The sequence below is a fragment of the Streptomyces sp. NPDC057697 genome (genome assembly GCF_042799335.1).
In the GTDB taxonomy this organism is placed as follows: Bacteria; Actinomycetota; Actinomycetes; order Streptomycetales; family Streptomycetaceae; genus Streptomyces.
The window spans coordinates 296,890-311,339 of record NZ_JBHVJA010000001.1 but is presented as its reverse complement, the minus strand read 5'-3'; the positions used below and the strand labels follow the sequence as shown (position 1 = coordinate 311,339).

The following is a 14,450-nucleotide window of genomic DNA, read 5'->3' as shown; positions in this document are numbered from 1 at the left end:
ATTTCGGTGCATGTCGTACTCGCAGGTGGGGGGACCGCCGGCCACATCGAGCCCGCGCTTGCCCTCGCGGACGCCCTGCGCAGGCAGGACCCGACCGTGGGAATCACTGCCCTCGGCACGGAGCGCGGACTGGAGACCAGGCTCGTACCCGAGCGGGGGTACGAACTCGCCCTGATCCCGGCCGTGCCGCTGCCGCGCAAGCCCACCCCGGAGCTGATCACCGTGCCGGGACGGCTGCGCGGCACCATCAAGGCCGCCGAGCAGATCCTCGAACGCACCAAGGCGGACTGCGTCGTCGGCTTCGGCGGCTATGTCGCCCTGCCCGGCTACCTCGCCGCCAAGCGCGCCGGGGTGCCGATCGTCGTCCATGAGGCCAACGCCCGCCCCGGCCTGGCCAACAAGATCGGCTCGCGGTACGCCCACGGCGTCGCCGTCTCCACCCCCGACAGCAAGCTGCGCGGCGCCCGCTACATCGGCATCCCGCTGCGCCGCACCATCGCCACCCTGGACCGGGCCCGGGTCCGCCCCGAGGCGCGCGCCACGTTCGGCCTCGACCCCAACCTGCCGACGCTGCTGGTCTCCGGCGGCTCGCAGGGCGCCCGGCACCTCAACGAGGTGGTCCAGCGGGTCGCGCCGCTGCTCCAGCGCTCCGGCATCCAGATCCTGCACGTGGTCGGACCGAAGAACGAATTGCCGCGTGTCGACAACATGCCCGGGATGCCGCCCTACATCCCGGTACCGTACGTGGACCGGATGGATCTCGCGTACGCCGCGGCCGACATGATGCTCTGCCGCGCCGGCGCGATGACCGTCGCCGAACTCTCCGCCGTCGGGCTGCCCGCCGCATATGTCCCGTTGCCCATCGGCAACGGCGAACAGCGGCTCAACGCCCAGCCGGTGGTCAACGCCGGCGGCGGTCTGCTGGTGGACGACGCGGCGCTCACCCCCGAGTGGGTGCAGGGCAACGTCCTCCCGGTGCTCGCGGATCCGCACCGGCTGTACGAGATGTCCCGCGCCGCCGCCGAGTTCGGCCGCCGGGACGCCGACGACCTGCTCGTCGGCATGGTGTACGAGGCGATTTCCGCACGCCGAGGCGCGTGAGGCGGACGGGTCCGGGGGCGGCGCCCCCGGACCCGGCATAAGGAGCGAGCGTGGCCGGACCGACGACCGCCCAGCGCGGAGCAGGGCAGCAGCAGGACTCCCCGGCCCGCCCGCCGCGCCCGCGCCCCGAGGGGCGCAAACTGCCCAGTCGCAGAACGCTGATCGTGAGCGGCGTGCTCACGCTGCTGCTCGCCTCCGGCGCCGTGTGGGCGCTCTACGGCTCCTCCTGGCTCCGGGCCGAACGCGTCGGGGTCACCGGCGTCGACGTACTGACCCCGGGCGAGGTGGAGGACGCCGCGGCGGTCCCGATCGGGGCGCCGCTGATCTCCGTGGACACCGACGCGATCGCGTCCCGATTGCGCCAGAAGTTGCCTCGTATCGATTCCGTGGATGTCGTACGGTCATGGCCGCACGGAATCGGACTTAAGGTGACCGAACGACAGCCGGTCCTGCTGATCAAAAAGGGTGCGAAGTTCATTGAAGTGGACGCGAAAGGCGTGCGTTTCGCAACAGTGGACAAATCGCCCGGACGCGTGCCTCTGCTGGAACTGAAACCTGATCAGTCCGCGAGTCTGCGCCGCTTCGGCAGTGCCCGGTTGGTGCGGGAAGCGGTCCGGGTCGCGGGCGAACTCCCGGGCGGCGTCGCCAAGGACACCAGAATCGTGCGGGTCACCTCGTACGACTCGATCTCCCTGGAACTCACCCGGGGGCGCACGGTGGTCTGGGGGAGCGGCGAAGCGGGTCCGGTGAAGGCGAAAGTCCTCACCGCTCTCATGAAAGCCGCTCCCAAAGCGGGACACTTCGACGTGAGTGCACCCACCGCCCCTGCCGCGTCGGGCAGTTGACGCACATTTGGCCTGGCCAGCACCCTGGTTGGTCAGCGCTACGGGTGATCACATAGGGTGAAAAGAAAAACGGGAGGTTCGGCGTGTTCGTTGAACGTGCGCCACTTGTCGACTTAGTGTCCTGTTCGGAAGAGTCCATGAAGCAGACACACTGGTAACCCTAAACTTGAACGTTAGGGTTTGGGTCGGCGTTCGGACCGTCCCAATCGGCATCCGTCGTCGCGGCGGGATCACCGCCAAGCGACGACACGTAACTCGAGGCGAGAGGCCTTCGACGTGGCAGCACCGCAGAACTACCTCGCAGTCATCAAGGTCATCGGTGTCGGCGGCGGTGGTGTCAATGCCATCAACCGAATGATCGAGGTCGGTCTCAAGGGCGTCGAGTTCATCGCGATCAACACTGATGCGCAAGCCCTGTTGATGAGCGACGCCGACGTCAAGCTCGACGTCGGCCGCGAACTCACCCGCGGCCTTGGCGCCGGCGCCAACCCGGCAGTCGGTCGCAAGGCGGCAGAGGACCACCGTGAGGAGATCGAGGAGGTCCTCAAGGGGGCCGACATGGTCTTCGTCACCGCCGGAGAAGGCGGCGGCACCGGCACCGGCGGCGCACCCGTCGTCGCCAACATCGCGCGCTCGCTCGGCGCCCTCACGATCGGCGTGGTCACCCGCCCGTTCACCTTCGAGGGCCGACGACGCGCGAACCAGGCGGAGGACGGCATCGCCGAGCTCCGCGAAGAGGTCGACACCCTCATCGTCATCCCCAACGACCGGCTGCTGTCCATCTCGGACCGCCAGGTCAGCGTGCTCGACGCGTTCAAGTCGGCCGACCAGGTACTGCTCTCGGGCGTCCAGGGCATCACCGACCTGATCACCACGCCGGGTCTGATCAACCTCGACTTCGCCGACGTCAAGTCGGTCATGTCCGAGGCCGGATCGGCGCTCATGGGCATCGGCTCGGCCCGGGGCGACGACCGTGCGGTGGCCGCCGCGGAGATGGCGATCTCCTCGCCGCTCCTGGAGGCGTCCATCGACGGCGCCCGCGGTGTCCTGCTCTCCATCTCCGGCGGCAGCGACCTCGGTCTCTTCGAGATCAACGAGGCCGCCCAGCTGGTGAGCGAGGCGGCGCACCCCGAGGCGAACATCATCTTCGGCGCGGTCATCGACGACGCGCTGGGCGACGAGGTGCGCGTCACCGTGATCGCCGCGGGCTTCGACGGCGGACAGCCGCCGGCCCGCCGGGAGAACGTCCTGGGCGCCAACTCCGCCAAGCGCGAGGAGCCGGCCGCCCCGGTCCGGACCCCCGAGCCCGTGCGTCAGACCGGTGGGCTGGGCTCCGTGCCCACCCGCGAGGAGCCGCCGGCCCAGGCGGAGTCCGTACCGGTGGTGAGCGAGAGCCACCTGCCGCCGGTCGCTTCGCCGCACGTCCCGCCGGCCCGTCCCGCGTACCAGGACTCCCAGGCCGAAGAGCTGGATGTTCCGGACTTCTTGAAGTGATAGCTCAGCACGACGCACTGTCCTCGGCGGGCGGCGCCCACTTCTCCTTCACCGACCGGTGGGGCGGAGTGAGCGCCGCTCCGTACGCGGAGCTCAACCTCGGCGGCGCGGTCGGAGACGACCCCGCCGCCGTTCTGGCCAATCGCGAGCGCGCCGCCCGGGGCCTCGGCCTCGACCCGGCGCGGGTCGTCTGGATGAACCAGGTGCACGGGCGGGATGTCGCGGTCGTCGACGGGCCGTGGGGCGACGCCTCGCGGATCCCCGCGGTGGACGCGGTGGTGACCGCCCGGCGCGGGCTTCCGCTCGCCGTGCTCACCGCCGACTGCACCCCCGTACTGCTCGCCGATCCGGTCGCCGGTATCGCGGCGGCGGCGCACGCGGGCCGTCCGGGGCTGGTCGCCGGGGTCGTCCCCGCCGTGGTCGAGGCCATGACCGGGCTCGGCGCCGACACCTCCCGGATCGTCGCCCGTACCGGGCCGGCGGTCTGCGGGCGGTGCTACGAGGTCCCGGCCGACATGCGCGACGAGGTCGCGCGCGAGGTCCCGGCCGCCTGGTCCGAGACCAATTGGGGCACTCCGGCCGTGGATGTCACCGCCGGGGTCCACGCCCAGCTCGAAGCGCTCGGGGTCGTGGACCGGCGGGCCTCCTCGGTCTGCACCCTCGAATCGCGTGACCACTTCTCGTACCGCCGCGACCGCACCACCGGGCGGCTCGCCGGATATGTCTGGTTGGACTGATAGGGCATGACGGAACGCAAGGCTCAACTCGCCGCAAACCTGGCGCGGGTGGAGGAACGTATCGCCTCCGCCTGTGCCGCCGCCGGACGCCCCCGGGACGAGGTGACCCTCATCGTGGTCACCAAGACCTACCCCGCGAGTGATGTGCGGATTCTGCATGAACTGGGTGTGCGTCATGTCGCGGAGAATCGTGACCAGGACGCCGCTCCCAAGGCAGCCGAATGCGCGGATCTGTCGCTCACCTGGCACTTTGTCGGTCAATTGCAGACGAATAAGGTTCGTTCTGTGACGAGTTATGCCGATGTTGTGCAGTCGGTGGACCGAGTCAGACTGGTCACCGCACTCTCGGCGGCCGCCGTGCGCGAAGACCGTGAACTCGGCTGCCTCATTCAGGTGGCACTCGACGCGGAGAGCGGCGAGCGGGGCGACCGGGGCGGCGTCGCGCCGGACGGGATCGAGGAGTTGGCCGCCGCGGTCGATTCCGCGCCGGGGCTGCGGCTCGACGGTCTGATGACCGTCGCACCGCTCGCCGGACCGTACGCGGGACGGCAACGGGCCGCCTTCGACCGGCTGATGGAATTCTCATCCCGCCTGCGCGGGAACCATCCTGCTGCGAACATGGTCTCCGCGGGGATGAGCGCGGACCTCGAGGACGCGGTCGCGGCCGGGGCGACACATGTGCGCGTCGGTACGGCGGTACTCGGAGTCCGACCCGGGCTCGGGTAACGTCGCCAAGCAGGTCGGACCACAGCAGAAAATATGGTCATTCCCGCCTATGGCGGGCAGACCTCAGTGGATCGCGGGGCACTTGGTGACAGATGCCGATCCACCACAGAGCGGAGGACTCGGAGCATGGCCGGCGCGATGCGCAAGATGGCGGTCTACCTCGGCCTCGTGGAGGACGATGGGTACGACGGTCCGGGGTTCGACCCCGACGACGAATTCGAACCCGAGCCGGAGCCGGAGCGCGACCGGCGGCGGCACCAGCCCGCACATCAGGTGGAGCGGGACCGGGAACGGGACGAACCGGTACGAGCGGTGCAGCCTCCCGCGCAGCGGGAGCCGGTTCAGATCCCGGCGGAAAGAGAACGACCCGCCCGGATCGCACCCGTGGCATCCATCACACCTGAACGCCCGAACATGGAGAAGAACGCACCGGTGATCATGCCCAAGGTCGTGTCCGAGCGGGAGCCCTACCGCATCACCACGTTGCACCCCCGGACGTACAACGAGGCCCGTACCATCGGGGAACACTTCCGTGAGGGCACTCCGGTGATCATGAATCTCACGGAGATGGACGATACGGATGCAAAGCGACTTGTCGACTTTGCCGCAGGACTCGTCTTCGGGCTCCATGGCAGCATTGAGCGTGTGACGCAGAAGGTGTTCCTGTTGTCGCCTGCTAACGTCGATGTCACGGCGGAGGACAAGGCCCGTATCGCTGAGGGCGGATTCTTCAACCAGAGCTGAGAACACGACACCGGGAACAACCCGGCCGCGAGGCCGGAGCTACGAGAGCCAGGGGAGAGGGAAGCGCGAAATGGGCGTCGCAGTGCAGGTTGTCTATATCGCGCTGATGTGTTTCCTCATCGTGCTGATCTTCCGGCTGGTCATGGACTACGTCTTCCAGTTCGCACGTTCATGGCAGCCCGGCAAGCCGATGGTGGTCATACTTGAGGCCACCTACACTGTCACCGATCCACCGCTCAAGCTTCTGCGGCGGTTCATTCCGCCGCTGCGTCTCGGGGGCGTGGCACTCGACCTGTCCTTCTTCGTTCTGATGATCATCGTCTACATCCTGATCGGCATCGTGATCAGGCTGTGAGCGATACGGTCTTGCCGACTGCCGACGACTACGTAGAGGTGAAGAAGAGATGCCGCTGACTCCTGAGGACGTGCGGAACAAGCAGTTCACGACCGTCCGCCTCCGAGAAGGCTATGACGAGGACGAGGTCGATGCCTTCCTCGACGAGGTCGAGTCCGAGCTGACCCGCCTGCTCCGTGAGAACGAGGATCTGCGCGCGAAGCTGGCCGCCGCAACGCGTGCCGCCGCGCAGAACCAGCAGCAGGGCATGCGCAAGCCGGAGCCGCAGGACCGGCCCGGGGCGCCTGTGCCCGCCGCCATATCGGGTCCGCCGGTCCAGCAGCAGCAGCCGCCGCAGATGGGTCCGCCCCAGCTGCCCGGTGGTGCTCCGCAGCTGCCCGCCGGTCCCAGCGGTCACGGTCCTGGTCCCCAGGGCCCGCACGGCCCCGGTCCGCAGGGCCCGCACGGCCCCGGCCCGATGCAGGGCGGCCCCATGGGGGGCCCGATGGGTGGCCCCATGGGTGGTCACGCCCCGCAGCAGCAGATGCAGCAGATGCAGCAGCCGCAGATGCAGCAGCCCGGTCAGGGCCCCGGTGGCGACAGCGCCGCCCGTGTCCTCTCGCTCGCGCAGCAGACCGCCGACCAGGCGATCGCGGAGGCCCGTTCCGAGGCCAACAAGATCGTCGGCGAGGCGCGCAGCCGCGCCGAGGGCCTGGAGCGGGACGCCCGTGCCAAGGCGGACGCCCTGGAGCGGGACGCGCAGGAGAAGCACCGCGTGGCGATGGGCTCGCTGGAGTCGGCCCGCGCGACGCTGGAGCGCAAGGTCGAGGACCTGCGCGGCTTCGAGCGCGAGTACCGGACCCGTCTGAAGTCGTACCTGGAGAGCCAGCTGCGTCAGCTGGAGACCCAGGCGGACGACTCGCTGGCTCCGCCGCGGACCCCGGCGACCGCTTCGCTGCCGCCGTCGCCCTCGCTGGCTCCGGCCGGTGCGGGTGCCATGGGGCACTCCATGGGCGGCAGCCACGGCAACCAGCCGATGGGCGGCAACCCGTCCATGGGCGGTGGGCCCTCGTACGGCGGCCAGCAGCAGATGTCGCCGGCGATGACCCAGCCGATGGCGCCGGTGCGGCCGCAGGCGCCGCAGCCGATGCAGCAGGCTCCTTCGCCGATGCGCGGGTTCCTGATCGACGAGGACGACAACTGAGCCGGGTGCGCGCGTTGAGCGCGTAGCCGTCGGCAGGCTGAGGGCCGGGCCCCGGGGTTTCCCCGGGGCCCGGCCCTTTTGCGTCCGGGTGTGGGTGTGGGTGTGGGGCGGGGGTGCGGGTGTGTCGGCGGGGGTGGTGTGGGCGGTGCGGGGTGGGGGCCGCTGCGCGGGGCTGTTCCCCTACCCGCCCCTTCCCGAAACCGGGGCTCTGCCCCGGACCCCGCTCCTCCATCGCCGGAGGGGCTGGAGGAGCGGGGGGATGGGAGGGGCCGGGGCGGCTGGATGGGGCCGGAGGGGATGGAGGGGACCGGGGCGGTCGGAAAGAGCAGGGGCGGTCGGAGCGGGGCCTGGGCGGAGTTGGGGCGGGGCCCTGAAAGGGGTTGAGGGGAGGCTCGTGGGTCGGGTGAGAACTCGTGGGCCGGGCGCGAAGGCGGGGAACAGGAGGAGGGCCCGTCCGGAATGGTGTCCGGGCGGGCCCTCCTCATTCGGCTTCTCGGGTTACCGCTCCGTCTTGCGGAGGCGGAACACCAGGGACAGGCCCTCGTCCTCGAACGGCTCGCCGTACGTCGTGTCCGCCTCGCCCTGGGCGTAGTCCAGGGCCAGGACCTCGTCCGCGATCAGGGTCGCGTGCTCGGTCAGGGCCTCCGCCGTGGCCGGGGAGGTGGAGGCCCAGCGGACGGCGATGCGGTCGGCCACGTCCAGGCCGCTGTTCTTGCGGGCCTCCTGGATGAGGCGGATCGCGTCACGGGCGAGGCCCGCGCGCCGCAGTTCCGGGGTGATCTCCAGGTCCAGGGCGACCGTCGCGCCCGAGTCGGACGCCACCGACCAGCCCTCGCGCGGGGTCTCCGTGATGATGACCTCGTCGGGGGAGAGGGTGACCGTCTCGCCGTCGACCTCCACCGAGGCCGTGCCCGCCCGCAGGGCCAGCGAGAGGGCCGCCGCGTCGGCGTTCGCGACTGCCTTGGCCACCGCCTGGACGCCCTTGCCGAACCGCTTGCCGAGCGCCCGGAAGTTCGCCTTCGCCGTGGTGTCGACCAGCGAGCCGCCGACCTCCGAGAGGGAGGCCAGCGAGGAGACGTTCAGCTCCTCCGTGATCTGCGCGTGCAGTTCGGGGGAGAGCGACTCGAAGCCGGCCGCCGCGACCAGCGCCCGGGACAGCGGCTGACGGGTCTTCACACCGGACTCGGCACGCGTGGCCCGGCCCAGCTCGACCAGACGGCGGACCAGCGCCATCCGGGTGGAGAGGGTGGGGTCGATCGCCGACGGGTCCGCCTTCGGCCAGCCCGAGAGGTGCACCGACTCGGGGGCGCCCGGCGTGACCGGGACGACCAGGTCCTGCCAGACCCGCTCGGTGATGAACGGGGTGAGCGGGGCCATCAGCCGGGTCACCGTCTCGATGACCTCGTGCAGGGTGCGCAGCGCCGCCTTGTCGCCCTGCCAGAAGCGGCGGCGCGAGCGGCGTACGTACCAGTTGGAGAGGTCGTCGACGAAGGCGGACAGGAGCTTGCCGGCGCGCTGGGTGTCGTAGCCCTCCAGGGCCTGCGTGACCTGGTCCACCAGTGCGTTGAGCTCGCTCAGCAGCCAGCGGTCCAGGACCGTGCGGTCCGCCGGGGCCGGGTCGGCCTCGGAGGGGGCCCAGTCGGACGTACGGGCGTACAGGGCCTGGAAGGCGACCGTGTTCCAGTACGTCAGGAGGGTCTTGCGGACGACCTCCTGGATCGTGTTGTGGCCGACGCGGCGTGCCGCCCAGGGGGAGCCGCCCGCCGCCATGAACCAGCGCACCGCGTCCGCGCCGTGCTGGTCCATGAGGGGGATGGGCTGGAGGATGTTGCCCAGGTGCTTGGACATCTTGCGGCCGTCCTCGGCGAGGATGTGGCCCAGGCAGACCACGTTCTCGTAGGACGACTTGTCGAAGACCAGGGTGCCGACCGCCATCAGCGTGTAGAACCAGCCGCGGGTCTGGTCGATGGCCTCCGAGATGAACTGCGCCGGGTAGCGGCTCTCGAAGACTTCCTTGTTCTTGTACGGGTAGCCCCACTGCGCGAACGGCATCGAACCCGAGTCGTACCAGGCGTCGATGACCTCCGGGACGCGGTACGCCTCCAGCTGGCAGTTCTCGTGCGAGCAGGTGAACGTGATCTCGTCGATGAACGGACGGTGCGGGTCGAGACCGGAGAGGTCGGTGCCGGTGAGCTCGCTCAGCTCGGCGCGCGAACCGACGCAGGTGAGGTGGTCGTCCTCGCAGCGCCAGATCGGCAGCGGGGTGCCCCAGTAGCGGTTGCGGGACAGCGCCCAGTCGACGTTGTTGTTCAGCCAGTCGCCGAAGCGGCCGTTCTTGACCGAGTCCGGGAACCAGTTGGTCTTCTCGTTCTCCTGGAGCAGCCGGTCCTTGATGGCGGTCGTACGGATGTACCAGGACGGCTGCGCGTAGTAGAGCAGCGCGGTGTGGCAGCGCCAGCAGTGCGGGTAGCTGTGCTCGTACGGGACGTGCCGGAAGAGCTTGCCGCGGGCGGCGAGGTCCTCGGTGAGCGTCTCGTCGGCCTTCTTGAAGAAGACCCCGCCGACCAGCGGCACGTCCTCCTCGAAGGTGCCGTCGGGACGGACCGGGTTCACGACCGGCAGTCCGTACGCCTTGCAGACCAGGAGGTCGTCGGCGCCGAACGCGGGGGACTGGTGGACCAGACCCGTACCGTCCTCGGTCGTCACGTACTCGGCGTTGACCACGTAGTGCGCCTCGGCCGGGAAGTCCACCAGGGTGAACGGGCGCTCGTAGGTCCAGCGCTCCATCTCGCGGCCGGTGAAGCTCTCGCCGGTGAGCTCCCAGCCCTCGCCCAGCGCCTTCTCGACGAGCGGCCGGGCGACGACGAGCTTCTCGTCGCCGTTCGTCGCGACGACGTAGCTGACGTCGGGGTGCGCGGCGACGGCGGTGTTGGAGACCAGGGTCCAGGGGGTCGTCGTCCAGACGAGCAGGGACGCCTCGCCGGCCAGCGGGCCGGAGGTGAGCGGGAAGCGGACGAAGACCGAGGGGTCGACGACGGTCTCGTAGCCCTGGGCCAGCTCGTGGTCGGAGAGGCCGGTGCCGCAGCGCGGGCACCAGGGGGCGACGCGGTGGTCCTGGACCAGGAGGCCCTTGCCGAAGATCTCCTTCAGCGACCACCAGACCGACTCGACGTACTCGGGGTCCATCGTGCGGTACGCGTCGTCGAGGTCGACCCAGTAGCCCATACGGGTCGTGAGCTCGGCGAACGCGTCGGTGTGGCGGGTCACGGACTCGCGGCACCTGGCGTTGAACTCGGCGATGCCGTACGCCTCGATGTCCTTCTTGCCGTTGAAGCCCAGCTCCTTCTCGACCGCGAGCTCGACCGGCAGTCCGTGGCAGTCCCAGCCGGCCTTGCGACCGACGTGGTAGCCCTGCATGGTCCGGAAGCGGGGGAAGACGTCCTTGAAGACGCGGGCCTCGATGTGATGGGCGCCGGGCATGCCGTTGGCGGTGGGCGGGCCCTCGTAGAAGACCCACTCGGGGCGGCCCTCGGACTGTTCGAGGCTCTTGGCGAAGACCTTGCTGTCACGCCAGAAATCGAGCACGGCGTGTTCCAGTGCGGGCAGGTCGACCTGGGCGGGTACCTGGCGGTACTGCGGCGATGTCATGGGCGGACTTCCTCCGGCGGACGTTTTCCACTTCCGTCGGAGGGACGAGGGCCTCGTCGGCTCCCGCGGTACCACCCTCCTTGGCCCCGGGCGTGCGCCCGTGACCCCCTCATTGGGATCGCGATGCCGGGTCTACTCGCCTCGGGCCGGTGGGCGGGGCCCATGGTCCACGGCTTTCTTCCGACGGCTCCGGGTGATCTTCACGACGCGCTCGCCCCCGGGCTTCCACCGTCCCCGGGTCGCTCCTGGCTGCGTACGACGCTACTCGTCCCATCCACGCCTCTCGCTGGGCCCAGTGTACGGGCCCGTACGGGCGACGGCCGACCGGTTTAACCCGGGGGGCGGGGCGTGACCCGAATGGGCAGACGGCGGGGCGCGGACCGAGGGGCGAGGGCGGGGAGGCGGATTACCGGGCGGTGAGCTGGGCACAACCGATGCAGGCAGGTCGGTGTCCGGACGCGGGGAGGGGCGATTCGGCGGCGTGCCCCGTTGCCGCGGGGCTGGGGTCGATTTATCGTCCCAGCACGATTCGCGTGCAAGATCACAATATGTGAAGGGGCCGCGGCCATGGTGGCGAAGAAGACCGCCGCAAAGAAGACGGCGTCGGCCGGATCCACGGGCCCGGCGGCCGGGGAGACGGGCGGCGACGCGGGTATGGAGACCGTCCCGGAGGCCGGTGCGACGAAGGCCGCGGTGAAGAAGACCGCCGGGAGGAAGTCCGTGGCGAAGAAGAGCGCGGCGAAGAAGTCCCCGGCCGGTACGGGGGCGGCGTCCGCCGAGCCCGTGGACGCCGGGCACGGCGTGCCGGCCAGGAAGGCACCCGCGAAGAAGAGCGTGGCCAAGAAGGCGTCGAAGAAGGCCGCGTCCGCGGCCGAGGGGGCGGCCGAGGCCGCCGGGAAGACGGGAGACCACACGGTGGCAGCCAAGAAGAGCGCGGCCCGGACCCGCACGGCCGGCACGGGCGCGGCGCCCGTGCCCCCGGCCCGCGGTGTCGCCACGACGGACCCCGGCGAGCTGGCGGTCCGGCCGGGCGAGGAGCCCTGGACCCCGGAGGAGGTGGCAGAGGCCCGCGCCGAGCTGAGCAGCGAGACCATGCGGCTGCGCAGCGAGCTGGAGACCGCGAGCGCCGCGCTCGCCGGGCTGATGCGGGACTCCGGTGACGGCGCCGGTGACGACGAGGCGGACACCGGCACCAAGAACATCACCCGCGAGCACGAGATGTCGCTCGCCGCCAACGCCCAGGAGATGCTGGACCAGACCGAGCGGGCCCTGGCCCGGCTCGACGCCGGGACCTACGGACTCTGCGAGATCTGCGGCAAGCCGATCGGCAAGGCGCGGATGCAGGCGTTCCCGCGCGCCACGCTCTGTGTGGAGGACAAACAGAAGCAGGAGCGACGCGGCTGATCCCCGGTGGCGTGTCGTACCCTCGTTCTCAGTCAGGAACCTAGGTTGAGGGATTCACGTGGCAGAGGCGGAGAGCATCATCGGTACGCCGGACATCCCCGATGCCGAGGGGACCGCAGAGGACGGGGCCGCGGACCGGGCCGATGACCGGGGCGGGGAGACCGCGCCGGGGCGGGGCAAGCGAAGGATCATGGTGCTCTTCGCCGTGGCCGTGTTCGCCTACCTCCTCGACCTGATCAGCAAGATGCTCGTGGTCGCGAAGCTGGAGCACCACGCTCCGGTGCAGCTCCTCGGCGACTGGCTGCAACTCAGCGCGATCCGCAACGCCGGTGCCGCGTTCGGCATCGGCGAGGCGTACACCGTCATCTTCACGTGCATCGCGGCGACCGTCATCGTCGTGATCACCCGGCTCGCCCGCAAGCTCTACAGCCTGCCCTGGGCCATCGCGCTCGGTCTGCTGCTCGGCGGTGCGCTCGGCAACCTCACCGACCGCGTCTTCCGGGCGCCGGGCACCTTCCAGGGCGCGGTGGTCGACTTCATCGCGCCCGCGCACTTCGCCGTGTTCAACCTCGCCGACTCCGCGATCTGCTGCGGCGGCGTCCTGATCGTGATCCTTTCCTTCAAGGGCCTGGACCCCGACGGCACCGTGCACAAGGACTAGATCCCGCAAGGCATACTCGAACGGTGAGTACGTATCCCGAGGTCCGCAACCTGCCCGTACCCGACGGTCTGGAGGGCGAGCGCGTCGACGCCGCCATTTCCCGGATGTTCGGTTTCTCCCGCACCAAGGCCGCCGAGCTCGCGGCCGCCGGGAAGGTGCAGGTGGACGGCTCGGTGGTCGGCAAGTCCGAGCGGGTCCGGGGCGGTGCCTGGCTGGAGGTGGAGATGCCGCAGGCGCCCGCTCCGGTGCAGATCGTCGCCGAGCCCGTCGAGGGCATGGAGATCGTGCACGACGACGACGACATCGTCGTGATCGTGAAGCCGGTCGGGGTCGCCGCCCACCCGAGCCCCGGCTGGACCGGGACGACCGTCATCGGGGGCCTCGCCGCCGCCGGGTACCGGATCTCGACATCCGGCGCCGCCGAGCGCCAGGGCATCGTCCACCGTCTCGACGTCGGCACCTCCGGCCTGATGGTCGTCGCCAAGTCCGAGCGGGCCTACACCCTGCTGAAGGCGCAGTTCCGCGACCGGGTCGTCGAGAAGAAGTACAACGCGCTGGTGCAGGGCCACCCGGACCCGATGAGCGGCACCATCGACGCCCCCATCGGGCGCCACCCCAACCACGACTACAAGTGGGCCGTCACCGCCGAGGGCAAGCCCTCGGTGACGCATTACGACCTCATCGAGGCCTACCGCTCCGCCAGCCTCCTGGACATCAAGCTGGAGACGGGCCGTACGCACCAGATCCGGGTGCACATGTCCGCCCACCGCCACCCCTGCGTCGGTGACCTCACCTACGGCGCCGACCCGACGATGGCCAAGCGCCTCGGTCTGACCCGGCAGTGGCTGCACGCCGTCCGGCTCGGCTTCGAGCACCCCTCCGACGGCAGCTGGGTGGAGTTCACCAGCGGCTACCCGGACGACCTCCAGCAGGCCCTGGACAAGATCGCGGCGGAGAGCGAATGACCGGGACGCCCGCCCCGTACACCACGCGTACCGCCGCCGACGAGCAGGACCTCGCGGCCTGCTTCCTGGTCCGCAAGGCCGTCTTCGTCGGTGAGCAGGGCGTGTCCGAGGAGATCGAGTACGACGAGTTCGACGCGGTCGCGCTGCACGTCCTCGCGATCGCGGCGGACGGGTCGGCGCTGGGCACCGGGCGGCTGCTGCACGGTCCGGCCGCCGCCGACAGGACCGGCGGCGATCCGGCCGTGGGTTCGCTCGGCAGGCTCGCGGTGACCAGGGAGGCGCGCGGCCTCGGGGTCGGTGCCGCGCTGGTACGGGCCATCGAGGACGCGGCCCGCGGGCTGGGCCTGGACGCCGTCGACCTGCACGCCCAGACCCATGCCACGGGCTTCTACGAGCGCCTGGGCTATGTGGCGTACGGCCCCGAGTTCCCGGACGCGGGCATCCCGCACCGGGCGATGCGCCGCGCCCTGCGGGACTGAGGTGCTGCGGGGCTGAGGCCCTGCGGGACTGAGACCGGGGGCCGCCGGACCGGGCCCGGCCGGCTTGGTCCGGCGGCCCTCTGCGGGGCCACGTGCTGCCCGGACCGG

Annotated in this window: 13 protein-coding genes; 12 read left to right on the top strand and 1 reads right to left on the bottom strand. The window is 70.5% G+C overall.

The window, feature by feature from the left end; translation table 11 throughout:
• Positions 1 to 6 precede the first annotated feature (6 nt).
• The 8 genes from murG (at position 7) to ACFVFH_RS01380 (ending at position 7,185) form a co-directional block, all read left to right on the top strand.
• The gene (gene murG, locus ACFVFH_RS01415; RefSeq protein ID WP_383761775.1) at positions 7 to 1,101 is read left to right on the top strand and encodes an undecaprenyldiphospho-muramoylpentapeptide beta-N-acetylglucosaminyltransferase; all 1,095 of its coding nucleotides are present in this window, start codon (positions 7 to 9) and stop codon (positions 1,099 to 1,101) included.
• Between the two features lie 50 nt (positions 1,102 to 1,151).
• Positions 1,152 to 1,946, top strand: a complete 795-nt coding sequence (locus ACFVFH_RS01410) for a cell division protein FtsQ/DivIB (RefSeq protein WP_383761772.1) — start codon at positions 1,152 to 1,154, stop codon at positions 1,944 to 1,946.
• 276 nt (positions 1,947 to 2,222) lie between these two features.
• Positions 2,223 to 3,440, top strand: coding sequence for a cell division protein FtsZ (gene ftsZ, locus ACFVFH_RS01405; RefSeq protein ID WP_383761770.1), 1,218 nt, complete (start codon positions 2,223 to 2,225; stop codon positions 3,438 to 3,440).
• Complete coding sequence (pgeF, locus tag ACFVFH_RS01400; RefSeq protein WP_383761767.1) at positions 3,437 to 4,177, top strand: peptidoglycan editing factor PgeF; 741 nt, start codon at positions 3,437 to 3,439, stop codon at positions 4,175 to 4,177. The genes ftsZ and pgeF overlap by 4 nt, the downstream gene beginning before the upstream one ends.
• 6 nt (positions 4,178 to 4,183) lie before the next feature.
• Positions 4,184 to 4,903: a YggS family pyridoxal phosphate-dependent enzyme gene (locus ACFVFH_RS01395; protein ID WP_383761765.1), complete on the top strand. Its 720-nt coding sequence runs from the start codon at positions 4,184 to 4,186 to the stop codon at positions 4,901 to 4,903.
• Between the two features lie 126 nt (positions 4,904 to 5,029).
• Positions 5,030 to 5,647, top strand: a complete 618-nt coding sequence (locus ACFVFH_RS01390) for a cell division protein SepF (protein WP_018104459.1) — start codon at positions 5,030 to 5,032, stop codon at positions 5,645 to 5,647.
• Positions 5,648 to 5,717: 70 nt separating this feature from the next.
• Positions 5,718 to 6,002: a YggT family protein gene (locus ACFVFH_RS01385; RefSeq protein WP_383761763.1), complete on the top strand. Its 285-nt coding sequence runs from the start codon at positions 5,718 to 5,720 to the stop codon at positions 6,000 to 6,002.
• Positions 6,003 to 6,051: 49 nt separating this feature from the next.
• Positions 6,052 to 7,185 (top strand): DivIVA domain-containing protein, encoded by a 1,134-nt coding sequence (locus ACFVFH_RS01380; RefSeq protein ID WP_383761760.1) that lies wholly within the window; start codon positions 6,052 to 6,054, stop codon positions 7,183 to 7,185.
• A 498-nt stretch (positions 7,186 to 7,683) separates the two neighbouring features.
• Here the strand turns inward: ACFVFH_RS01380 and ileS are convergent, their stop codons facing one another.
• Complete coding sequence (gene ileS / locus ACFVFH_RS01375; protein WP_383761758.1) at positions 7,684 to 10,833, bottom strand: isoleucine--tRNA ligase; 3,150 nt, start codon at positions 10,831 to 10,833, stop codon at positions 7,684 to 7,686.
• 567 nt (positions 10,834 to 11,400) lie between these two features.
• Here ileS and ACFVFH_RS01370 point away from each other — a divergent pair.
• The 4 genes from ACFVFH_RS01370 to ACFVFH_RS01355 are packed head-to-tail and all read left to right on the top strand — an operon-like array spanning position 11,401 to position 14,342.
• Positions 11,401 to 12,237: a TraR/DksA C4-type zinc finger protein gene (locus ACFVFH_RS01370; protein ID WP_383761755.1), complete on the top strand. Its 837-nt coding sequence runs from the start codon at positions 11,401 to 11,403 to the stop codon at positions 12,235 to 12,237.
• 58 nt (positions 12,238 to 12,295) lie between these two features.
• Positions 12,296 to 12,898, top strand: coding sequence for a signal peptidase II (gene lspA, locus ACFVFH_RS01365; protein WP_383761752.1), 603 nt, complete (start codon positions 12,296 to 12,298; stop codon positions 12,896 to 12,898).
• Between the two features lie 23 nt (positions 12,899 to 12,921).
• Positions 12,922 to 13,863, top strand: a complete 942-nt coding sequence (locus tag ACFVFH_RS01360; protein ID WP_344516363.1) for an RluA family pseudouridine synthase — start codon at positions 12,922 to 12,924, stop codon at positions 13,861 to 13,863.
• Positions 13,860 to 14,342: a GNAT family N-acetyltransferase gene (locus tag ACFVFH_RS01355; RefSeq protein ID WP_383761750.1), complete on the top strand. Its 483-nt coding sequence runs from the start codon at positions 13,860 to 13,862 to the stop codon at positions 14,340 to 14,342. Before ACFVFH_RS01360 ends, ACFVFH_RS01355 begins: the two co-directional genes overlap by 4 nt.
• Positions 14,343 to 14,450: the final 108 nt, after the last annotated feature.